Annotated in this window: 17 protein-coding genes; 6 read left to right on the forward strand and 11 right to left on the reverse strand. The window is 46.1% G+C overall.

Features of this window, described 5'->3' with window-relative positions:
- Window position 1 precedes the first annotated feature (1 nt).
- From FBQ74_RS03550 to FBQ74_RS03560, 3 genes are all read left to right on the forward strand, one after another.
- Window positions 2-2077, forward strand: a complete 2076-nt coding sequence (locus FBQ74_RS03550) for a prepilin-type N-terminal cleavage/methylation domain-containing protein (RefSeq protein ID WP_139755351.1) — start codon at window positions 2-4, stop codon at window positions 2075-2077.
- 443 nt (window positions 2078-2520) lie between these two features.
- Window positions 2521-3279: a substrate-binding periplasmic protein gene (locus FBQ74_RS03555; protein ID WP_168190595.1), complete on the forward strand. Its 759-nt coding sequence runs from the start codon at window positions 2521-2523 to the stop codon at window positions 3277-3279.
- Window positions 3276-5384, forward strand: a complete 2109-nt coding sequence (locus FBQ74_RS03560; RefSeq protein ID WP_139755353.1) for an ATP-binding protein — start codon at window positions 3276-3278, stop codon at window positions 5382-5384. The genes FBQ74_RS03555 and FBQ74_RS03560 overlap by 4 nt, the downstream gene beginning before the upstream one ends.
- On the opposite strand, the gene FBQ74_RS03565 is transcribed toward FBQ74_RS03560, so the two are convergent.
- The 5 genes from FBQ74_RS03565 to FBQ74_RS03585 all read right to left on the reverse strand — a co-directional run bounded on the left by FBQ74_RS03565 (window position 5358) and on the right by FBQ74_RS03585 (window position 11827).
- Window positions 5358-7469: an EAL domain-containing response regulator gene (locus FBQ74_RS03565; RefSeq protein ID WP_139755354.1), complete on the reverse strand. Its 2112-nt coding sequence runs from the start codon at window positions 7467-7469 to the stop codon at window positions 5358-5360. The two genes, FBQ74_RS03560 and FBQ74_RS03565, sit on opposite strands and share 27 nt — an antisense overlap.
- A gap of 88 nt (window positions 7470-7557) precedes the next feature.
- Complete coding sequence (locus FBQ74_RS03570) at window positions 7558-8166, reverse strand: response regulator transcription factor (RefSeq protein WP_139755355.1); 609 nt, start codon at window positions 8164-8166, stop codon at window positions 7558-7560.
- A 440-nt stretch (window positions 8167-8606) separates the two neighbouring features.
- Window positions 8607-9788: a DUF547 domain-containing protein gene (locus tag FBQ74_RS03575; RefSeq protein ID WP_139755356.1), complete on the reverse strand. Its 1182-nt coding sequence runs from the start codon at window positions 9786-9788 to the stop codon at window positions 8607-8609.
- A gap of 211 nt (window positions 9789-9999) precedes the next feature.
- The gene (locus tag FBQ74_RS03580) at window positions 10000-11163 is read right to left on the reverse strand and encodes a DUF547 domain-containing protein (protein ID WP_139755357.1); all 1164 of its coding nucleotides are present in this window, start codon (window positions 11161-11163) and stop codon (window positions 10000-10002) included.
- Between the two features lie 181 nt (window positions 11164-11344).
- Window positions 11345-11827 (reverse strand): hypothetical protein, encoded by a 483-nt coding sequence (locus FBQ74_RS03585; RefSeq protein WP_139755358.1) that lies wholly within the window; start codon window positions 11825-11827, stop codon window positions 11345-11347.
- A 212-nt stretch (window positions 11828-12039) separates the two neighbouring features.
- On the opposite strand from FBQ74_RS03585, the gene FBQ74_RS03590 reads away from it, so the two are divergent.
- Window positions 12040-14358 carry a winged helix-turn-helix domain-containing protein gene (locus FBQ74_RS03590; RefSeq protein WP_139755359.1) on the forward strand — a complete coding sequence of 773 codons (2319 nt, stop codon included), beginning with the start codon at window positions 12040-12042 and terminating at the stop codon, window positions 14356-14358.
- 40 nt (window positions 14359-14398) lie between these two features.
- Here FBQ74_RS03590 and FBQ74_RS03595 read toward each other — a convergent pair whose 3' ends face one another.
- Window positions 14399-14956, reverse strand: coding sequence for a hypothetical protein (locus tag FBQ74_RS03595; protein ID WP_139755360.1), 558 nt, complete (start codon window positions 14954-14956; stop codon window positions 14399-14401).
- Between the two features lie 238 nt (window positions 14957-15194).
- Between FBQ74_RS03595 and FBQ74_RS03600 the strand changes: the two genes are divergently transcribed.
- On the forward strand, window positions 15195-16196 hold the full coding sequence (locus FBQ74_RS03600) for a glycoside hydrolase family 43 protein (protein ID WP_139755361.1): 1002 nt from the start codon (window positions 15195-15197) through the stop codon (window positions 16194-16196).
- A 41-nt stretch (window positions 16197-16237) separates the two neighbouring features.
- On the opposite strand, the gene FBQ74_RS03605 is transcribed toward FBQ74_RS03600, so the two are convergent.
- The gene (locus tag FBQ74_RS03605; protein WP_139755362.1) at window positions 16238-16927 is read right to left on the reverse strand and encodes a DUF6998 domain-containing protein; all 690 of its coding nucleotides are present in this window, start codon (window positions 16925-16927) and stop codon (window positions 16238-16240) included.
- 179 nt (window positions 16928-17106) lie between these two features.
- Window positions 17107-17862, reverse strand: a complete 756-nt coding sequence (locus FBQ74_RS03610) for an NYN domain-containing protein (RefSeq protein ID WP_139755363.1) — start codon at window positions 17860-17862, stop codon at window positions 17107-17109.
- Window positions 17863-18117: 255 nt separating this feature from the next.
- Here FBQ74_RS03610 and FBQ74_RS03615 point away from each other — a divergent pair, with 255 nt between their 5' ends.
- Complete coding sequence (locus tag FBQ74_RS03615; protein ID WP_139755364.1) at window positions 18118-18564, forward strand: DUF6314 family protein; 447 nt, start codon at window positions 18118-18120, stop codon at window positions 18562-18564.
- Window positions 18565-18605: 41 nt separating this feature from the next.
- Here FBQ74_RS03615 and FBQ74_RS03620 read toward each other — a convergent pair whose 3' ends face one another.
- From FBQ74_RS03620 to FBQ74_RS03630, 3 genes are all read right to left on the reverse strand, one after another.
- Window positions 18606-19478 (reverse strand): EamA family transporter, encoded by an 873-nt coding sequence (locus FBQ74_RS03620; protein WP_139755365.1) that lies wholly within the window; start codon window positions 19476-19478, stop codon window positions 18606-18608.
- Window positions 19479-19681: 203 nt separating this feature from the next.
- On the reverse strand, window positions 19682-20332 hold the full coding sequence (locus FBQ74_RS03625) for a hypothetical protein (protein ID WP_139755366.1): 651 nt from the start codon (window positions 20330-20332) through the stop codon (window positions 19682-19684).
- A gap of 3 nt (window positions 20333-20335) precedes the next feature.
- On the reverse strand, window positions 20336-21295 hold the full coding sequence (locus FBQ74_RS03630; protein ID WP_139755367.1) for a GumC domain-containing protein: 960 nt from the start codon (window positions 21293-21295) through the stop codon (window positions 20336-20338).
- Between the last annotated feature and the right edge of the window lies 1 nt (window position 21296).

Below are 21296 nucleotides of genomic sequence, written 5' to 3' on the forward strand. Positions count from 1 at the left end.
GATGAGTCACAATAAAAATATAAAAGGGTTCTCCCTGGTCGAAGTATTAATTGCCTCTTTGATAATCATGTTAGGTGTAACAGGCTTTGTCACGTTGCAAACCGAATATATGCGAAGCGATGCAAAGCTCAATCTGCGTCAGGTAGCGTTACAACTGGCGCAGGAAAAGCTGGATGACTTGCGCCAGTTTGACGTGTTGCGCACTACTGCAGGCTTACCTGCCTATAACGATATTGGTGATGATGCTGGTGGTGGCCTGAATGCCGGAAGTGTGGTGGTTGATATCAAAACCGATGCTACCCGCACCTATACATTCACCAGAACCTGGGCGGTTGAGAATCAGTTTTACACCGATACTGACAGCGATGGCGTGCCGGATACCTGGTTGACCGAAGGCGACATCGGGATCCCAGTGCCTGCGCCGGATGTGCCCGGGCAAAAAATTGTGACGGTGAATGTGAGCTGGACGGACCCGCAGGGAGAAACGAAGTCCATCGCCGTAGAGGGCAATGTAGCCCCAGTATTATTGGCCAGAAGTTTTCAGGCTAACAATGAATCGGACGGCGCAAAAAATCAGCCAAAAGTGGCATACACACCGGGTCTGGCACCTGATGTTATCTCTTACGAACTGGGTAATGGCGAGAGTATCGAAACCAGCAAGCCGGTACCGGATATTGATAAGCAGGGCGATAACAATCTGGTTCAGTTTGAAACTATCCGCTATATCGATTTGCCCGATCAAACTGACAAGCTGGAGCAGGAAGATTTTCTGACGGTAAACTGCTCGTGCACGCTGGCAGGCACCGGAGAAGGTTACACGCCGAGCATGACGGACTATGATGGCAACGAGCTGGTGGTAAAGCCCGGCGAAAAAATACAAAAACAAACTGGCGAAGCAGACGGTAGTCAGCAGCCAGCAATTTGCAACACCTGCTGTCGGGATCATCATGATACGCAGGCGATGATCGATCAGGAGCAGTATTACCGCAAAGAGGGCGGCGAACCACACGGCCATTATAAAAAAATGAACGATGGAAGCTACCTGCCAGCATCATCAGTGGGTGACGCTTACGACGAGGTATGCCGGTTTAAGCGGGTTGATGGTTACTTTCAAATGTATCCCGACTGGCAGCTGCTGGATGTTATTCAGTTTAGCGACAGGTACTTGCTGGATACTGAAACGCTGGCTAATTACACCGCTTATACCGAATCAGCCATAGCTGCCAGCGTGATGGGCAGCGGTGCACCTTCAAAGCCCACTGATCGTTCTATTACAATGGGACCGGGTGGACAGCAACTGATTTCTCGTGGGATCTACCTTGACAGAATGACAACCAGCCATAAACAAGCACTCAAAGCGATGATTGAGGCCGGTAAGGAAGACTGGAAGGCCTATGCCCCATTTTATGATGTGAACCTGACGTTATTGTCTCAGTGGAATTCAAAATACTCGGCGATTGCCACTGTTACTAATGAAAGTATTCAAACTATCCTGGACCCGGTGAATGATTTTTACGGTACCTACAGTCGGGGCCGGGTCGAAGCGCTAAGCGATGGTACAACGGCTATTAGTAATTTTGCCATGGGGTATAACGCGGGCATAACAGGCACTGCGGGTATCTCTCCCACGTACTTTTATGGCGGTAAGCTGGACAATTCGTTACTAGTGACGGTAAATAGTAAAGCCGCATCTGAAAAATTCTTTGCTTTAATTGGTAACATTAACTGTCTGATAACGTTAAACGGCGAAACGCAGCCTTGTGAAACTAATAACAGCAAAAAAGCCAGTTATGTCGATCTGTCTAATCTGGTGATTACTAATTCACCATCGCAATTTACCTGTCCAATCACTATTCCTAAAGGAAAGTCGACGCCGTTCTTCAGTTGCGAAAATATGTCGGAAAACTGGAAAGGTGACATAATCTTCGCGTTTGAGAAAAATTACTACAATGTCACGCTTAAGGTCCAGTATCCGGATGGCACGATTGTAGAGTCTGACAGAATCTCACTGACCACTGGTTTGAATGCGACCTCTAATCAGGAATACAGCCTGATTATCGAACTGACACAGATATAAAACCTGCTTAGCCCTCGCTTATCATATTGCTGATACGCGGGGGCCGACTTTATAAGTGTGAGCATATCGGTCTGTACTGCCCCGTTATCAGACCTACCAATACTTTTTATGGTGCCCAGGTTATCACTACGACCGGAGGGTTCAGGTAAACATAAAATTTCGTTCCGTTTCTTGAAATTGATAAAAGCTCGTCTACACTTTCGGTAGTCAATCATTAACGCGCTGCTTTTCACTGCTTAGTCGCGCTGAGATATCACTATATTTATCTTTCCTTCAATCCCGCTTACTGCCTGCTATTCTTCTTCCGGAATCTCTATTTACGTAATTTTACGAATAGGTCTGAAACGGACCGGCGCGTACATTGGCGGGTTCTCTAATAGGTAGAGCTTGTATTAATGCTTATTTCGTCGGTTATTCGAACAATTTTTTTGATAGTGGTAATCATGCTATCTGGCTGTAGCCGAGAGACGCCGCCTGCCACACTTAAAATTGGATATACCCACGAACCTCCCTATTCTTATGTGAACGAAGTAGGGGAAGTAAGAGGGGTTTATCCAGATGTCGCTCGACAAATTACCCGGAAGATGGGAGTAGATAACGTCAAGTGGGTACTGCTCTCCTTTGACAGGCTGATTCCGGCGCTGCTGAACAATCGGATAGATGTCATTGCAGCGGGAATGGCGGTTACGCGAGCACGCACAGAGCAAAACCTTTGCTTCACAACACCACTATCCCAATCAAATACCGCGGTACTGTGGCGTAAAGATAACAATAACGTTATTTCCGAAGCCCCCCTTTCATCACAGGCGCTTCGCTTTGTCGTCATTGATGGCTCATCGGAAGAGTCTATATTGAAGCAGCATTATGAGCCAGAGGCGTTTTTGTCGGTTGAAGACATCCGGCTGGGATTATTAGCGCTTAAATCAGGCCGCGCAGATATGCTGGTAATGACACGTCCAACATTGATGCAAGTATCAGAGGAAAGCCCTGAACGTTATCAAATCAAGGATGGTCAGGGCATTCTGGAAAACCGTCAGGTATCGGCTTTTGTTATAAGAAAGGAGGATACCGAACTGGCGCAGCGCTGGAACACTGCACAGGCGTCTGTGAGTAAACAGGAAGATACGCTTAGTGCACTGACGCAAGGCGGAATGACTCCATTTGATGCCTCTTTACACAAAGAGCGGTGCTACACCCTATGATGCTCACGCTTAGGTATTTGCGGGACCAAAGCCGCTGGATATTATTCATTGTTCCGGCAATGCTCATTATTACTATAGCAACGGCGGTGGTTTTTCACATTCGTGAGAAGGAAATAGATTATCGGGTAAATATGGTATACGCCATTGAACAGGCCGAAAGCGATTTTACCAATGGTTTGATGCACTTCGCACTGAGCGGTGAAGCGGATAGCCCCTGGCAACGGCGCGTAGGGATGGCGTTGATTACACAATCGTTAAGTGAATATCAGACTATCGCGTATCAGCTCAACAGTAAAAGCTCGTCTGAGGACATGCTGAAGAATGTTGAGGAAATGTCGCTGAAACTCAATACGCTGGTCGATAGTGGCAGTAAGGTTGATGCGGAGCTTAGAGAAGAGATTTATCAGATTTCAAGCCAGGCGGATCGCATAGAGCGTCAACTTGCCGAAAGCCTGGAAGAACGACGTATTCAGCAGCGCCACTGGTTTATGGTCATTATTGTATTGAGCAGTCTGTTACTTGCATTGCTCGGCCTGGCGTTACTGCGTTCAGAACGATACCGGTTCGCGCTTAACTCCAGCCTGCAACTTAGTGAGCAGCGTTTTCTCCGCCTATTACAAAATACTGACGATGTGTTCTGGCTTGAAGCATTCGACAGCGAAAAAGTGCTGTATGTGTCTCAGGCATTCAGGAAGATGGTTGGCCGGGACGCCAAAGTGGTAATGAACCACAAATCAGCCTGGCGAAAGCTGGTGCACCCCGATGATCTCACCAAAATAGAACATGCCCGAAGGCAGGCTCATCACAGCCCAAGAGATATAGAGTGTCGTATTATTCGCCCGGACGGACAGATTCGCTGGATAGAGGGCAGAATATTCCCTATCTGGAAGGAGCAGAACGAAGAGTCAGGGCGTAAGCCAGATTTTATGGCATCTATCAGCCGTGATGTCACTGAAAAGCGGATTTTAGATCACAGGCTCTTCCAGGCGCAGAAGATGGAGTCACTGGGGCAACTGACCGGTGGTGTTGCACATGATTTTAATAATCTGCTTACGGTTATTCTTATCAATACCCGGCATTTGATAGGTCGTTTACAGGACGCGCCGGATTTGGCAAGAATGATGACGCTTATTATGCGTGCCGCAGAACGGGGAGCACGTCTCAATCAGCGCCTTTTAGCATTTGCCAGTAAACAGCAGCTTCAGCCTGAGGTTATTCTCGTCGAAGACTTGATTGAAGAGTCTGTAGAGATGCTGGAACGCACCCTAGGTGAGAAGTACCGGCTTGTTTTCAATCGTCCTGCCAGTCCCTTGTGGGTAAAGGTTGATCCCGGCCAGTTGCAAAATGCACTGGTGAATTTATGCCTTAACTCCAGAGACGCGATGCCCGATGGCGGCAAAATAACGATCCGTCTGGAACAATCCTGTCATGAAAGCCTGTTCGGCATACAGGGTGATAAAGCACATATCTCCGTAAAAGATGATGGGGAGGGCATTGCCCAGGAGGTACTGGACAGAGTGTTGGAGCCTTTCTTCACTACCAAAACCTGTGATAAAGGCACAGGTTTAGGACTCAGTATGGTGTTTGGATTTGTACGACAGTCCGGGGGAAATATGCATATTAATTCCATGGTCGGGAAAGGGACCACGGTGCATATGGTATTACCTACCTGCGGTTCTCAAAGAGCACGTTTACCTGCCAAACCCTTACAGCCCACCGGAGGGGCTACCATTTTGCTGGTTGAGGACGATGAGCTGGTACGTGAAAGTACAACCTCTGTCTTACAAAAAGAGGGCTATCGCGTGATTCAGGCTGAGACAGCTGAGGACGCACTGGAAGTGCTGAACGTTAAACAGGATATTGATTTGGTATTGACCGACATTGTCATGCCTGGCGCATTATCAGGCTTTGAGCTGGCTGAACGTGTACAAACCACACACCCGGCGCTGCGAATTCTGGTTACGTCGGGTTTCATGGGGTACCAAAGCAATAGCCCGGAGGGGTGGTACTTTCTGCAAAAGCCGTTTTCCAGTCAGAGCCTGTTGGCACACGTCCAGGGGGCATTAACATCAGCGCGTTCAGCTACGAACAATGATATGCGATGAGCGTGCTTTTTCCGGTTGACAGAAGATATGCTGTAAACTATCACCAAACATATCATCGGGTGAATAGTGTGTAATACGCAGGCTATCGATCAGGGGAGACTGCCTTTCAAGGTCTTTCAGTGCTAACTCGGCTTTCACTAATAGCTTCATTACCTCATCTTTACTTCTGCCGATGAATATAGCAGTGATTTGCGCCTCACCAGTGCGACCTAAATCATCAGCATCAAAAAAGGTATTTCTGCCCAGTTTACTGACTCTTTGCAGCGCTTCGTTAACTGAAGACTGATGTGATAATGCAGTGATTTTTATCACTTGCACATTGTGTCCTGCATTAGCCGCAAAGGCTACAAGCGCGTCGGCACGTCGTGTGAAAGCTTCAACATTACTTATCTGGCTGACGACATCAATGCTGGATGCTGCGCTGTAACGGATCTCCTGCTCTACAAGGCGTGCCAGCATTTTAAACTGTGACTGGCGCTTGGCCGACCAGTTGCCTACACTGCGGTCTGACACAAATACACTCCCTACAATACAGCCATTGTTTGCCCTTAAGGCATGGGTAACAAATAACCGATAAGGCGGCTTGACGTGTACAAGTGGTGTGTCAGCAGCCTGCGCGTCTTCCATAAGGTCCGGTATAACAATCATATCGGTATCTGGCAGCAGGCGATAACACAATGAATTGTCTGCTGGTATCGATTTGGTACTTATACCAACTTTTGCTTTCAGGTAGCACATTTCTTCTTCAAGTATCGAAATTGCACTTACCGAGGTGTGCAGAATACGACTGATCAACCGTGTTAACCGGTCGAAGCGGTCTTCCGGTTGTAATGGCTGAGGGTTTAGTGCGCGCACGGTGGAGATACGATAGGGCAATTGCTCATTGGCGTGCTTCTCCAACCAGTGCGTAAACGTTTCAGGCGTCATTGCCGACGCAAAATGGAAACCTTGCGCAAAATGACAGCCTTTTTGCTCCAGCAATGCCACCGTATCAGCGTTTTCAACACCCACAGCGGTAACACTGAGGCCAAGCCCCTGGCCCATTTTAATAAGCGTACTGGTAATCAGTGAAGACTCATACGCGTGCATGGCAGAGGTGACAAAGCGACGATGAATTTTAAGCTCTGAAAAGGGCAGTCTGACCAGCTGCTCGATAGACGCAAGCCCGCTCCCCAGATCATCAACTGCCAGTCGGTATCCTCTTAATCGCAGGCGGGTCAGCACTTCTGGTGCTACAGCGTGCTGGCCAATCGCGACTGATTCGCTCATTTCAAGCATCAGATGTGAAGGCTGAACGCGATAGTCACCAATAAGCGTGTCGAGCTTGTTCAAAAAATTAGTGTCTTCCAGCGATTTGCCTGAGATATTGATCGACAGGTGAAAGTCCTGACTAACCAGCCCCGCAGGGTACCGTGTTTTGATTTTTAAAAATTCTGACAACCATTGTATAGCGCTGATAAGCACATATTCTGTCAGCGCAATAATACCGTTACTGCGCTCAGCCATTGGAATGAAGTCATCAGGTGCGATGGTCCCGAATTTTTTACTGTGCCACCGGCAAAGTACTTCGGCGCCAGCCAGAGACTGCGTATTGATATCCAGCTTGGGCTGAAACACCAGCGATAGTTCACGGTTGAGAATTGCCTGATGAAGATCCTCAGCGGTAACAGGTTGTTCGCTGATTTTAGGGCGCGAGTGCGGTGTAATGCTTTTTTGTGTAGCCTCATTGATAAGCTGCACCAGGGTCTTAAGCGGGAACGGTTTCTTCAGCATACCGGCGACTGTTAAGCCCTGGGATGCTGCCGAGTGACTGGCTGCATCAATGACATCCATATCGGCACCACTGATAACAATGATTTTTGCTTTACTGTTGTGCTGAGCAAGTGCTGAAAAAGCGTCTAAACCATCTTCGGCCCCCAGGCACAGATCGACAAGAATAATGTCGGGATTTAATGCGCTGTTAGCCTTAATTAGCTCATCAATACCTGAACATGCAGTACAGGCAAATCCTTCTATTGTGAGCGCGTGAAATAAGGAAAGACGAATTATTTGGTCATCATCCAGAACAAGCACTTTTGCGGACATCTTCACCCCTTTGAAACAAGAGGCTGAAATATAGTGAACATCCGCAAAACAGTGTATTCGGGAAATTACGTAATTTAGTCAGAAACCGTCATCGTTGCGCCTGTAATACCACGCGGGTGAGTGATGCCACTGAGTGAACGTCAAGCTTGCTAAAGATATTAGACTTATGCGCTTCTACGGTACGGTGACTGATGTACAGCATTTCGGCGATTTCTGAGGCAGAGTATCCTTCGGAAACCAGTTTAGCGACATCTAACTCGCGCTCGGTAAGCTGGGCTACAAGCATCTTAGCCTTGCGTGTTTTATCCAGCTCCTGAAGCAGCGATTTACGCTGATCGATAGCTTCCTGCGCTTTTCTAATCAGTCGCTCTGGTGTTGCCGATTTTTGTATAAGGGTTACGGCGCCATCTTCCATAGCTTTAACAGCCGTGATTACATCGGCTTTTCCCGAGTAGATAAGAACGGGCAAACCGGGATGTGATTGTTTCAATGCGGCAAGCACATCAAGCCCGGTATGATAGGGCATATTGAGGTCAAGAATGACACACGCATTGTGCGTGTCTATATCACTATTTAAAAAGGCACGGGTATCACTGAAGGTGTGAACAGAGAATTGGGACTCGTTAAAGATCCTGGCCAGCGTCTCTAAAATCAGCTTGTCGTCATCTACCAGATACACCTTGGAAGGCGTGGTCATGAGAGGATCCTTGGTTGAATATAAATGTTTTAAAAATCAATGTCTTGCGTTTAATTGGTAGTACCCATTAAGACATGTCGGCGATGAGATGTCAAATTAGGTATTTCTACTCATGGTTGTAGTCACTAAAGTTAACTACATTTGTAAATATAAAGGAATTGTATAGCTTTTATCTACTGCTTTTTATGCAATTTTATAGTCCCCTTAGAGGTTGGTAAGCCCGATAATGTTCCGAGTCGGGCATTTTACCCTAAAGGTAGTTACCAACCTCATTTTTTCCTGCGCAAGACGATTTAAAATGATTTTAGCGATCTTTGAAAAACGTATCTGGAAATTTTAAGAAGTGACGGACACAAGGTTTAGAAAGGGGGGAGAGGCCGATTGGAAGATAGCCCGTACAACAGAAGGTATTGAACGGGCTACCGGCTTAGGTGGTGTACCTACTTATTGTCTGATGAAGATTTTGCCTCTTCTTCGCTAATATCTTTAACGTCTACAGTACCGCTATTCATCTCATGCTGCGCTTTTAGCTTCTGCAACATTTCCAGCTGAATTGCGGGGAATCTGGTCGCCATCCGGGCTTTTTGTACCATTGACTGGTCCAGCGATGTCTCGACACCGGTCATACCTCCACTAGAGCCTTCGTTATACATCATCTGCTCAGAGCGCACAGCATCCAGCAAAGCAGCACTATTAATCATTGCCGAACCGCCATAGTTTCGTGCGCCTCCGGTCAAATCAGCAATTTGCCAGTCGCTCATCTCAAACTCCAATTCGCGGGCGTTCACGATTTCTTCATAATAACGGTCGTCATCGACATAATTCAGAATGTGGGTTTTTAGTTTGACTTTATCGTTATCAAAGAAGGGGAGATTGTGCTTGTAGTACACTGAAATCTCACCATCGTAATAGGTCCCACGGTTTGAGTTTATAAATTCAACCGCGTTATCTTCCAGTTGCCGCCATACTCGACTACCCGTATAGGCTTCGTCACGAATGCTTGGGCCACCTATGTTGCCCTGAAACAGACCATAGATAACCACCGGCTGCTCGAACTTTTCTTTTAAAATGGTAAAGTGGATGTCATGCAGGCTTAGCTCTTCACCCGCTACGGTAAGCACCTTATCGTGCAGCAGGGGGCTTTTCTCATCGTAGGCCAGCGCATCCTGCAGGCTACCGTTAAGCTCACGCTGTCCTATCTCATACAACATCGTAAAGTTGTAAAGATTCAGCCAATAAGCCAGCTGTTCGTCTTCAGACAGCATCGAAAGGGGCACCTGACTAGGTAATACCTCCAGGCTTTCCTTCAATGTGGTCAGCACTTTCATGACTTCCTCGTCTTGTAACGACTCAAAATGAAACCTGTTTCCCTCGAGTGCTGTTAGCCTGTTTATCCGGGAACGCATCCTGGTACCCGTAGTGGCCTGACGGGATACTTTTTTGCGGGTGGATCGACCCACCACTAATACTTCTGCTTCCAGAAAGGCGTTCAAATCATCGTAGCTGACTTCCAGGTTTGAATCTTCCGTTGCACCTCTGAAAAGCTCAGGTAGCTTTTCTTCTGCTGCAAAGGACAGTGGGGTACTCAATGACAGGAAAAGTGCGAGGTATATCGGTTTCATTTGAACTCCTTTTATAGATATTCCGCATTAATTCTGAATTTTATAATACACGGTATGCACAAAAAATGAACTAATAAAAGGAGGAGAATAAAACGGGGGATTGTCGGGCAATTTATTCAAGTTGTGAGCGGATACGCAGCGAGAATTGGTTGGTTATACTATTTTGTTGTCACTCACAATTTGTAGATAGTGAGTGACAACTGTCCCATCATTATTGCGTTTTAGATTTATTACGCGCTTCTTCTTGCGAAATATCTTTCACCTCTACTGAGCCGTTGTTAATTTTATGCTTCACTTTCAATTTATTTAGCAACTCAATCTGGGCAGGTGAAAATCTTCCGACAAGCGGTGAACGCTGCACAAGCGAATCAGCTAGGGAGTTCTGAACATTGCCTGCCACCCCTTGCTGGTCTGAACGCACAGAGTCCATAAGTGCTGCGCTGTTGTTCATGACCGAGCCGCCGTATGATCGTGCACCACCTGTCAAATCGGCAATTTGCCAATCGCTCATCGCAAACTCAAGTTCGTCGGCAGACTCTATTTCCTCGTAATAGCGGTCTTCATCGATATAATTAAGTAGGTGTGTCTTCAGCTTTTGCTGGTTGTTATCAAAAAACGGCATATTATGCTCATAGAAGACAGAAATTTTGCCATCGTAATAGGTGCCCCGGTTAGAGTTTATAAACTCCATGGCATTATCTTCCAGTTGACGCCAAACCCGTTTGCCGGTGTACGCCTCATCACGAATGCTCGGACCGCCGATATTGCCCTGAAACAACCCATAAATAACCACTGGTTCGTCGTACTTTTCTTTTAAAATAGCAAACTGAATATCATTCAGGCTGAGTTGCTCACCCGCAACAGTGAGCACTTTGTCATTGAGCAATCCACCGTTTTCATCATAACCCAAATCATCTTTCAAACTTCCCGTAATCTGGCGTTTAGAAATTTCATGTAGCATGGTGAAATTGTAAAGGTTCAGCCAGTAAGCCAACTGCTCATTTTTCGAAAGCAACGACAGCGGTACCTGATCAGGTAATGTTTCCAGACTCTCTTTTAACGTGGTGAGTACATTGCTGACTTTTTCATCATCCAGGGAGTCAAAATGAAAGCGATTGGCCTCTAATGCAGTAAGGCGATTTACCCGGGAGCGCATAAGTGTTCCGGTCGTCACTTGTCTTTTCGCTTTTTCACGGGTAGAGCGGCCGATGACCAAAACTTCTGCATCTAAGAATGCATCGAGGTCGTCATAGCTCACGGCGAGCTGTGAATTTTCAGTAGCGCCTTTAAAAGCAGTCGGTAAGGCTGTTTCCGCCGCCATAGAAGAAGCTGAGAGCAACATAGTTGTGAGTAGACACAGATATCTTGAACGCATAGCAATTATTCCTTAATAGTCGATTCCTTTTTAAAGAGCGGCTGCTCAACATCGACTATATATAAATGCTTTGTAATTTAAAACATAAAAAAGTGTTAAATTATGGTCAAAGAGTAGGCGGAAAAGGCAGTAGAAATAAATAAAAAGCCCGACAGAAAGCGTATGCCGGGCAGGCTGGGGACTATTGCTTAACTACTAACGCGTTGTCGGCGATAAGTGCAAAGTTTTTGCTAATCAGGCGATTATGTGAGGCCAGATCATTAGCTTGTTTAAGATCCTGATGGCACGCAGCGGGTTCTCCATTGGCGCACTTAAAGATAGCCCGGTTATTCAATGCTATTGCTTTATTATTCGCCGTTTTTACTGCCTGGTCACACGCAGATTCTGCTGAGGCAGCGTTGCCGCTGGCGACATGCGCTACGCATAGGTTGTTCAACAGGGGGGCACGACGCGAATCGATAGTGGTTTTCGCCAGCGCTGCCTCTGTTTTACGGATGCCGGCATTATAGTTACCCGATTCGATTTCTCTTACGCCATTTACATCCTCTACACTGGTTTTAAGCTGCAGACTGGTTTGTGCAGCGCTTGCAAGAGCACCAGGTGCTGCACAAACTGATGCAACAAGGAAGCTACTGACTAATAGTTTACGACGTAGTAATTTCATGACCATTCCTCAACGTGTTGTAATTAGTAATGAATTCATCAATCAGGTAATCGCGAATCGCGTTAACTTTTATTGTGAGTCACTGTGCAAATGAGTATGGTGTGACGGTGTTTAACCCGCCTGATGAATGGGTGCGTAAAAGCTAATGGTTTTCTAAGGTTTGTTTAACACTCTGAATTGTTAAAGTTTTTTGTTTTGCTGGAAGCGCTAACGTGTACGAAAAATTTAAAATAAACCATTTTTCGATCGACCCTGATGACAATACCGTCACCTGTGACGGCGATAAACGACACGTTGAGCCTAAAGCCATGCAGGTGTTGTTAGCGCTGTCAGAGTTTGCAGAAAAGACGGTAAGTCGGCAGTATTTACTGGAGACCGCCTGGGGCAACAGGGTCGTTGTGGATGAGGCGCTTACGCGTATCATTTCACAGCTTCGTAATGTGTTAGATGACAGCAAGTCAAGAACACTTATTCAGACTGTGCCGAAGAAAGGGTACCGGTTAAACGCGCCTGTTATTCCTGTCACAGATGCGGTGGAGGATGCAGGCACAGCCGCGACACACATTGATGCAACGTCGCAGGCTGATGATACCCAGACAACCGCACAGGTTGAGGCACTTCATGCAGATGAGCCATCACAGCAAATGGCAGAACACAGAGCCGGCGATGCACAGCCGGTCTCCGGTGAAACCGCGCCAGCCCCTCGAGGTTCCCGCAAATCGATCATAATGCTGATTGAGGTGTTGTGTGTAATCGTTCTTATTATGCTTTGGTTCAGCACTAAAGACCCAGATAGAGCGACGCCGCAAACCCAGTCAGTAGCCGTTTTACCCTTAAAGCCGATTGGTGATAGCCAACAAACAATATACCTCGCGCAAGGCTTGTCAGAGGAATTGCAGGGCGCGCTATCTGGTTCTGAGGGACTCAGGGTGCCTTCACGTTATTCAACATTTGCTCAGGCAGACAACTATGACACGCCGTCAGATATCGCCCGGGCTCTGGAGGTTGAGTATCTTATTGAAGGTTCAATCGCAAAGCAGGCCGATGCCTTTAAGGTGGTTTATCGTCTTATCGATGCCGGGCTGGATAAAACATTGTGGTCACATTCTTATGAAGGTGAGGCCGTTGCGTTACCACAGATTACACAAAATGTTGCTGAACAGGTGAAGCAGTATCTGCAACCTGATTTATCGACATTACCTACAGCGTCAGAGCCTGCCAACAGCACGTCGGTAGCTGCTTATCAGGCCTACATGCGCGGAAAATACTGGCTTATGAATGGTAAAACCAGTGAGTGGTTTATGCAGGCCAGTGCCGCGTTCAACCAGGCTATTGAAGCGGACCCTGATTACGCGCAGGCCTACGGTAGTCTTGCCTATATTTACGCACGATATAATTTTCATGACGCTTATCTGCAACCTGATGATGCTATCGAAAAAGCGAGATGGGCTATTAATAAAGCGCTGGCCCTTGATCCGGATGAGCGAAATGCACTGTTTGCGACAGCAATTTTGTCTACTGCCGGACAAGCGTTTAAAGAAGCCGAATCATCACTGGATAAAGTCCTGAACAAACATGGCGAGGACAGCACGGCCCTGTATCTGTATTCTGAATTACGTCTTGCGCAAAATCAGTATGATAAAGCCCTGAACCTGGCTCTGAAAGCTAAGCAGGTGGATCCGCTTTCTCCATGGATTAACGTTAACCTCGCAATAGTCTACTTTCATCGAGGTGAGTACTCACTCGCGCTCGAGGCTTCAAATTCCGCTATAAACGTTGATAAAAGTTATACCTGGGCTTATGTGTGGAAAGCTAAGGTTTTATTTGAATCCGGACGGCTCGATGAGGCGGTTCAGAGTATGACGGCCTGTCTGGAAATAGATGATGGCTCCCCGGTTAACACTGCGTTTACAGGGATCTTGTTTCTTGAGCTGGACATGCCAGATAAGGCCGACTCGTATTTCAGGCAAACGGCGGCGCTGTTCGGAGATTCAACAGACGCCAGATTCTGGAAAAGCTTTTTGCGCTTTGGTTATCGCCATAAAGATCCGGAGATAGCCAGGCAGTTGTTATCAGATTTACGACTACTGGATAATCGAATCTTTACGCTAATGCCGCTATTTACTGCCTTATATCTTAAGGACGGACTGTCTGATGAGGGAGCAGAGCAAATTGTATCTCGCTTCGGTGAATCAGCAATTAACGAACAGCAGCCTAACCATCTCAATAAAGAGATTCTCGCAGCTTACACTGTACTGACGAAGGGAGAAGCAGACTTCAGCTCCCTTTACCCTGAGGATAAAAAATCAAAACTTCAGATTCCGGTGATTTATCCGCTGCTGGCGGGTACGAAGCAAGATGTAGCTATGCCATTTACTACACGCGGAGCTGACGACTTGAACTGGTGGCCATACATGTGGGTAGCGCAAGACTTTACCGCCAGGCAGTTCAGCGAGCAGATTAAGAAAAGCTATCAACAATTTATATTATTGAGAAAGGAGCAGCGCGAGCAAATAGAAACTTCGCGCTGAAAAACAGGTATTAAATGCAAAGTGCCTGAAAGACTGGAGGTTAGTTTTTGGCAAATTTGCTCGTGCTGCCAAATGTTCTTTGATGCGACGCTTCATATTTTTGCTTTGCCGTAAGCATTTTTATAAAACTATCCCGAAAATGCGCGTTTTCCGAGTAGAGCTTTTTCATCAATGTCAGCTTTCGCGCTTTAAGCGTTTCCAGCTCCTTTGAGCCCAGTTGTGCAGAAGCACTACCCATGTTCAGGTTCGCCATTACATCACCCGGGCGGTTACTGTACTCCTGAAGCAGTTCACGGCGAATTCTGATATCAAACGCGTCACGGCATACTTTCTGCCGGGTATTAGAGCCCTTACGCTTTTCCCGGGTGCAAACATAGTGCATATCCGGGTCTTCCATTAGCGTGTTAAACGTGTCAAAAAGCGCATACTGGGCAAGCATAAACTCTTCTTTTAGTAATGAAAGAGGGCGCTGGCCGATAACTTGTATATTCTCGACATCGGGTTCGGCGCGTTGTTCCTGTGCTTCAGCAAAAGTGAGTGGGCTTAGCAAAGTTAAACTCAGGGAAAGTGATATAGTGCGAAAAAATCTATATTTCATGTGGACATCCTGTCGGTGAAAGCATCAAGTCATATTGAGTGATTAAGTACGTAACGCTGTGTGCAGCCCTTACAGAAAAATAGATTCAGTATCTGCCCGGACTGAGCGTTAGATGTATAGCTTAGCATATGACATTAACACTAAAACCTGTACCAAAGAGCCGAATTAATATGGCTTATTTGTCGTATAATATGTTTAAATGCTGTTAAACATTTTCAGTTAACCTGAGAGGTGACGAATGACATCTGGCACCAACGAACCACTTGTAGAACAAAGGGCTGATCCATTTATACATAAGCATACCGATGGCTACTACTACTTTACTGGTTCAGTTCCTACCTATGACCGTATCGAGCTTCGAAAATCTAAAACGCTGGAAGGATTAAAAGACGCTGACACAGCGGATATCTGGTTCAAGCACGATAGCGGCCCGATGAGCCGACATATATGGGCGCCTGAAATACATTACCTGGATGGTAAATGGTACATCTATTTTGCCGCCAGCGAAGAAGAAGATATCTGGGCATTGCGCCCTTATGTGCTTGAATGCACAGGCCAGGATCCGCTCAATGATGAGTGGCAGGAGCTGGGCATGATGCAGGCTGCAGATGGCGATGACAAATCGTTTACCGACTTTTCTCTTGATGCGACGATTTTTGACAATAACGGTAAACGCTATTTCTGCTGGGCTGAAAAGACCGGCGGGCAGTTTGCTGCATCTAACTTGTACCTGGCGGAGATGGAATCACCGATAAAGCTTAAAACCGTTCAGTTTATGCTAACAACACCAGACTATGACTGGGAGCGGGTGGATTTTTGGGTGAATGAAGGTCCGGCTGTTATTAAACATGGAGGTAAAATCTTCATCACTTTTTCAGCCAGTGCAACGGGGGCATGCTATTGCATGGGTTACATGGAAGCGGATGAAAACGCAGATTTACTCGATCGTAACGCGTGGACGAAAACTCGTCACCCTGTGCTTGAAACCGACTATGAGAAAAGTATCTACGGCCCCGGTCATAACTGCTTCACGATAGCTGAAGACGGCACAACGCCGTTATGTGTTTACCATGCCAGGGACTATGAAAAAGCTGTGGGCGAGCCTGCGGTAGTGCCCAAAACCGATACCCGGCCCCATGATGAAATCGTTAAGGATCCACTTTACGATCCTAATCGTCATGCCCGGGTGCTAGAGGTTAAATTTGACGGGCAGGGTAAGCCGGTTTTTGAGCTTTATTAGTATAAGGTGGCTGCATCTAACTTCTGAAGCTATATCGTTAGTTAAGTTAAAGTCTGGTTATTTTGCTCGATAGTTTTTATAACCAGACTACCAAGCTGGCGAGTGTTATAAGGATTACCATTACTGTTGAGTATACTGATTCTGAGTTGTTCTGCTAAATCACGAAGTACAGGCTTTGAAGGAGATACAAGTTTTCCTTTATCATAAACTTCGATAGTGCCGTTTTCTAATTCTTTTACAATGTAGTTACCCTTACTTACCGTTTTTATAGCAACAACATCTGATTTAGGTATAACCGATGTAACAAGTTTCGATAATGAAATACAGGCTTTTCCTCTCTTGTCATCGGTACAGTTCATCAAGTCGATGACATTTTCTGTCTTATCGAAGAGCAATGTTTCTATTTGCATTTCTGCAGTGTTAATCCGAAGAATGAGTATTTTGTCAACGATATTTAAAGTATTTAGATTGAAGGCGATGTGACCTGAACTATTCATCATTGCCGTAGTTTTAACTGATATTTTTTCACCATCAGCACCGACTACATCATAGCCTTTCTGATTAACTTCAGTGGCCATCTGGCCGTTTGAAATCAACGCTGCATATAACTCACCTATGCGCCCTATCAAATGTCTCAACTCGGTTGGAGGTACACCCCAAGCCAGTTCCCGCTCAAACCATGACATGGCCTCACCCAGAGACTGAATTATCTGCATTTGAGTAAGTGCCATACACGCTCCGTGTGACGTTATAAATAAACCCGTTGTATATAGGTATAGCAGGAAACTAATTTAAGTGCCGCGTACTTTAGTCGACAGAGAGAATAGATATGACAGCGGCTTAAAATTAAACTTTCGAAAGCCACCAAGTTTATATGACTACCGCTTTTTATGAAAATTACGTTGGGAATTCAAACCGTTTTTATCTTAGGACGGTAACGGACAAGTGACGCAGTTCCCTTACCTTTCTTTCGAGTTAACTCAAAGACTGTCGACAGGTTCACAATTACATCGGTAACTTTTTTTTCACCGTATGTTCGAGGGTCAAAGTCTGGTTTTGCTCTTTTCAGGAAACTTCCTGCCGGACCAACATTCACCCATCCATCTTCGTTTTGATAGAGTTCCCATGCCTTTAAAAAAGCAGGAATTAGCTCTTCTGCTCCATTAGAACTGTTTATAGGAGAGGTGGTTTGAGTGCTTTTATTCTTTTCGGATATCTGTTCAGAAGTCAGGTTTTCGGTGAAGACAAAATCATCACAAGCGTTTCTGAAAGAAACAGGCGTTTTTTTCTCACCCACCCCAAATACAAATTTTTCTGATTCCCGGAGGCGAGATGCCAAATTTGTAAAATCGCTGTCGCTGCTGACCAGAACAAAAGCATCAATGCGATTCGAATATAATAAGTCCATGGCATCGATAATCATTGAAGCATCCGTAGCGTTCTTGCCAGTGGTATACGCGAACTGCTGTATAGGCTGAATAGCAAGCTCGTTTAATGGTTTTTTCCAGTTTTTGAGTGAATCTACAGACCAGTCGCCATATGCTCTTTTAATTAATACGTGGCCGTGTGCAGAAATCTCATCAAGTATTGCTGATAGCTTGCATAGCTGCGCATTATCCGCATCAACCAGAACAGCTATTTTTTTATGTCCGTCTAAATTTTTCATAGTTGTCCTTGCCTATGAATCGAATAAACCTGAAGTAAGTGAGAAAGTCATAATGAACATAAGCTTACACTTAGTAATTTACTGATTCTTTATATTATCTTTATTCTGAGAAATTTAGGTATCAGTTCCGCGTCAAATGTATAGCATTGGTAGTTGATTGTCGGATTTAGAAAATCTTAATTGCATCATCGTTTTCAGACTTTTATAGTCGAACGAGACCTACTCCTACCAACTGATCGTGATTTTAAATTTCATATGGCTTCCTTAAATGAGCAGCGCGAATTTTTCGAAACAATATGCCTTGCAGACTTCGCCGGTAAATGGCGCATCACCCGGGAAATAGAGGATCATTCTGGCGGCACAACCACTTTTAATGGTGAAGCGAATTTGAGCGGGTGTGACGACCAAATGAGATATAGCGAGTCAGGGCAGGTTACGCTATTGAATAATAAAACAATACAGGCTGAGCGTACCTATTTATGGCGAAAGGGCTCGGATGGACAGATTGATGTCTATTTTGATGACGGGCGTTTTTTTCACCGCTTTTCAGCTGGCAAACCGTACGCTGAGCACCTGTGTGGCGATGATCTTTATAAAGTTAGTTATGATTTTACGCAGTGGCCGGTCTGGCGCTCAACCTGGCGGGTCAACGGGCCCCGAAAGGACTATACTATGGTGAGTTGCTATTCGCCCTTTAGCTGAACTTATCAAGCTATGCAGGCTATACAGGTGCCAAAGCCGGCTCAAGAAATAACTTGCTCGCGTGAATGTTTACTGTGGCGGTGAGACAGCCACAGTGCCGCAGCAATTATTCCGCCACCTAATGCGAGTCGGCCAAAATCTACGTCTTTTTGCCAGAACAGCAGGTTTACCAGCAAGCCTGCGGGTATCAGGGCGTTATTCATAATTGCGAGCGTTCCTGCTGAGACTTTCAGTGCGCCCTGATTCCAGAGATAATAGCCTAATCCTGATGCAACAACGCCAAGCCAGACGAGCACGCCCCATTGTGTCGCTGTGCCGGGAAGCTGGCTGATATTTCCAAACAGGAAAAAGGCGGGAAGCGCAATGGCCAGCGCCCCTAAATAAAACCAGCCGAATATCTGATAATGTGCAACCGGCACACAGAAGCTTGCGATAAACTTTCGGTATCCGACCTGACCCAGTGCAAAGCAGATATTGGCGGCCTGAACAATAATAAAGCCAGCCCAAAAATCCGTACTCACCCCTTGAAAGCGAATGACCGCTGCTCCGCCCATTGCAATCAGTGCACACACAATATGAAACGGTGTAAAGCGCCGGAAGAGGGCGTCGTTCAGAATGGCGATGTAAAGAGGAGTGATGATAGTAAAAAGAAGTACTTCAGGGACGGATAAATACAAAAACGAATGATAGAAAAAAATATACATCAGGCCCAGTTGCAGCGCCCCCATCGCGGCCAGCGTGAGTTTTTGAAGACCGGTAAGTACTGAAAATTTAAGAAAGGGTAAGAATAGTAAAGAAGCAAGTAGTACACGTGTGAAAACAGAAAAGTAGCTGTCTACACTGCCAGCGAGATATTCACCTATCAGCGAAAATGAAAATGCCCATAACAGGGTAACTGCCACCAGTTGAAACATGTTGCTACTCTCTTGCCATTCATTGCGCGCTAACCTATTGCATTTGAAAAGGTGAATCAATAACAACGACAATAAATAAAAGGGCAGGGCGCGAAATGAATACCGGTATAGCACCTGAAATTATTAATACGCCCGGCAACCTTTGTGAGTACACAGTCTGTCGGTAAAGCATGCCATGGGCACTTGCCCAGGCTCAGCGTCGCTTATTCGATTGCCGTTGAGCCCGCGCTGTACGGTGAGGGACTCTCTGTTTTTTTCACAATTCTGCCACCCAGAGGCAAGCGGCTTGCAAATTTAGCTTCAAGCAGACCCGCTATTAAAAAGAAACCTGCGGTGCACAGATACGCCTGCACGGCAACGCCATCAGAGAAGGGGGGGAGTTCATGATCAAAGCGCCAGATAAATACCGGTACCACACTGACAAAGCCTGCCAGTATGGCATAACAACTGTTACGCACTAGTCGATACAAAAGCAGCAGGGAAGAAGATATATCACTGGCGCAACCGGCATTGAAAATCAGATAAAAAGTACCGCTATGAATAGCGCCGGCGGCGACCACCGTACAAAAAAACGTATCAATACGGTGCGTTTCATACAGCGTGTTGCCCAGCAGCATTTCAATACCGGCTGCCAGAATCAGCACACACGCCACTCGCACGATAAGCTCAATGGATACAACGCAGTAGGTTGGAAGGCTCGCAAGCTCTCCGTTGTGCGTGCTTTCTTTGTGCTTGATATCAAACGCGCGGGGCGGCGCTATCATCATCACATATAATAATGCGTAGGCCGGACTATAATTTTCAAACCGTGAGTTACACACTTTCTGGCTTACAGACTTCAGTAAGTTTCCCATAATTTACTCTCCGGTATATTGAACGGGTCTGGGAGGATTCAATTTTTTAGGCTCATGGCGCAGGGCGTAGTCTTTTAGGTCACGGCGCAGTGCATTGAACACATTCATTGAAACAACAAACGCAATACCTAAAAATATCAGCAGGACCAGGGTCAGTGCTGCCCACTGTTTACGCGCCGGGTAAGATTCAAACAGCGGAACCGTCGCTGGTTCTATGACTTCCAGGGGGTAGTTGGCGCGAGCGTTGATAAGTGATTCAACAGCAAGTTGTGTTTCCAGCAACCGAAAAATAGAGCGTTGTATTTCAGAGTTTTTAATTTCATTTAAACGCTGTTCCAGATAATTCCGGCGATTTTTAATTTCCTCTAAATCCAGTGTGCGTAAATAGTCATTAAACGATTTCACAAAGGTGTTGGCCAGGTTTGCTGAAAAGTCCGGCGAACTGGACGTAATGCGGATATTGAGTAAGTCTGTCTTTTTATCGATAAATACGTAAAGGGCTTCAGACTTAAACTTCTTGACCGCCTCGCGCATATCCGGCTCAAAATCCTCAGTCCATTCACTGGTGTCGGCGTTCCAGAATTCCTCATAGAGCCATGGCAGCAAATTCTGCTGGTTGATGAAGGTGCTGATATAACTGAAAGATTCCATTCTGGCCAGTAACCGCTCCCGCTCATTAGCCTGAATACCATCAATGATGAAGTCATATTCCAGCACACCAATGGTATTTACCCCACGGTAATTATTAGGTTGCACGCCGCCGGGATCTTCGCTGATATTAATAGCAACCGTTGCCTGTGCAGAGAACTTATCCTCTAATAGCAACGACAGACCAAAAACAATCCCTGCGCCCAGAATCGCAACCAGAGCAATGCGGAATTTATAACGAGAGAGCTGGTTGAGAAATTTCAGCAGCAGCTCGTACTCTGCAACGTGTGGACTTGAATCATTACGACGCGCCATG

The organism is Salinimonas iocasae, from assembly GCF_006228385.1.
Classification (GTDB): Bacteria; Pseudomonadota; Gammaproteobacteria; order Enterobacterales; family Alteromonadaceae; genus Alteromonas; species Alteromonas iocasae.

Coding starts and splice junctions, on each gene's coding strand:
- FBQ74_RS03620 (WP_139755365.1), bottom strand. CDS start 19,478: ATGTTTCAACTGGTGGCAGTTACCCTGTTATGGGCATTTTCATTTTCG.
- FBQ74_RS03610 (WP_139755363.1), bottom strand. CDS start 17,862: ATGAAAAATTTAGACGGACATAAAAAAATAGCTGTTCTGGTTGATGCG.
- FBQ74_RS03570 (WP_139755355.1), bottom strand. CDS start 8,166: ATGACCACGCCTTCCAAGGTGTATCTGGTAGATGACGACAAGCTGATT.
- FBQ74_RS03565 (WP_139755354.1), bottom strand. CDS start 7,469: ATGTCCGCAAAAGTGCTTGTTCTGGATGATGACCAAATAATTCGTCTT.
- FBQ74_RS03560 (WP_139755353.1), top strand. CDS start 3,276: ATGATGCTCACGCTTAGGTATTTGCGGGACCAAAGCCGCTGGATATTA.
- FBQ74_RS03580 (WP_139755357.1), bottom strand. CDS start 11,163: ATGCGTTCAAGATATCTGTGTCTACTCACAACTATGTTGCTCTCAGCT.
- FBQ74_RS03605 (WP_139755362.1), bottom strand. CDS start 16,927: ATGGCACTTACTCAAATGCAGATAATTCAGTCTCTGGGTGAGGCCATG.
- FBQ74_RS03595 (WP_139755360.1), bottom strand. CDS start 14,956: ATGAAATATAGATTTTTTCGCACTATATCACTTTCCCTGAGTTTAACT.
- FBQ74_RS03555 (WP_168190595.1), top strand. CDS start 2,521: ATGCTATCTGGCTGTAGCCGAGAGACGCCGCCTGCCACACTTAAAATT.
- FBQ74_RS03585 (WP_139755358.1), bottom strand. CDS start 11,827: ATGAAATTACTACGTCGTAAACTATTAGTCAGTAGCTTCCTTGTTGCA.
- FBQ74_RS03625 (WP_139755366.1), bottom strand. CDS start 20,332: ATGGGAAACTTACTGAAGTCTGTAAGCCAGAAAGTGTGTAACTCACGG.
- FBQ74_RS03615 (WP_139755364.1), top strand. CDS start 18,118: ATGGCTTCCTTAAATGAGCAGCGCGAATTTTTCGAAACAATATGCCTT.
- FBQ74_RS03575 (WP_139755356.1), bottom strand. CDS start 9,788: ATGAAACCGATATACCTCGCACTTTTCCTGTCATTGAGTACCCCACTG.
- FBQ74_RS03600 (WP_139755361.1), top strand. CDS start 15,195: ATGACATCTGGCACCAACGAACCACTTGTAGAACAAAGGGCTGATCCA.
- FBQ74_RS03630 (WP_139755367.1), bottom strand. CDS start 21,295: ATGGCGCGTCGTAATGATTCAAGTCCACACGTTGCAGAGTACGAGCTG.
- FBQ74_RS03550 (WP_139755351.1), top strand. CDS start 2: ATGAGTCACAATAAAAATATAAAAGGGTTCTCCCTGGTCGAAGTATTA.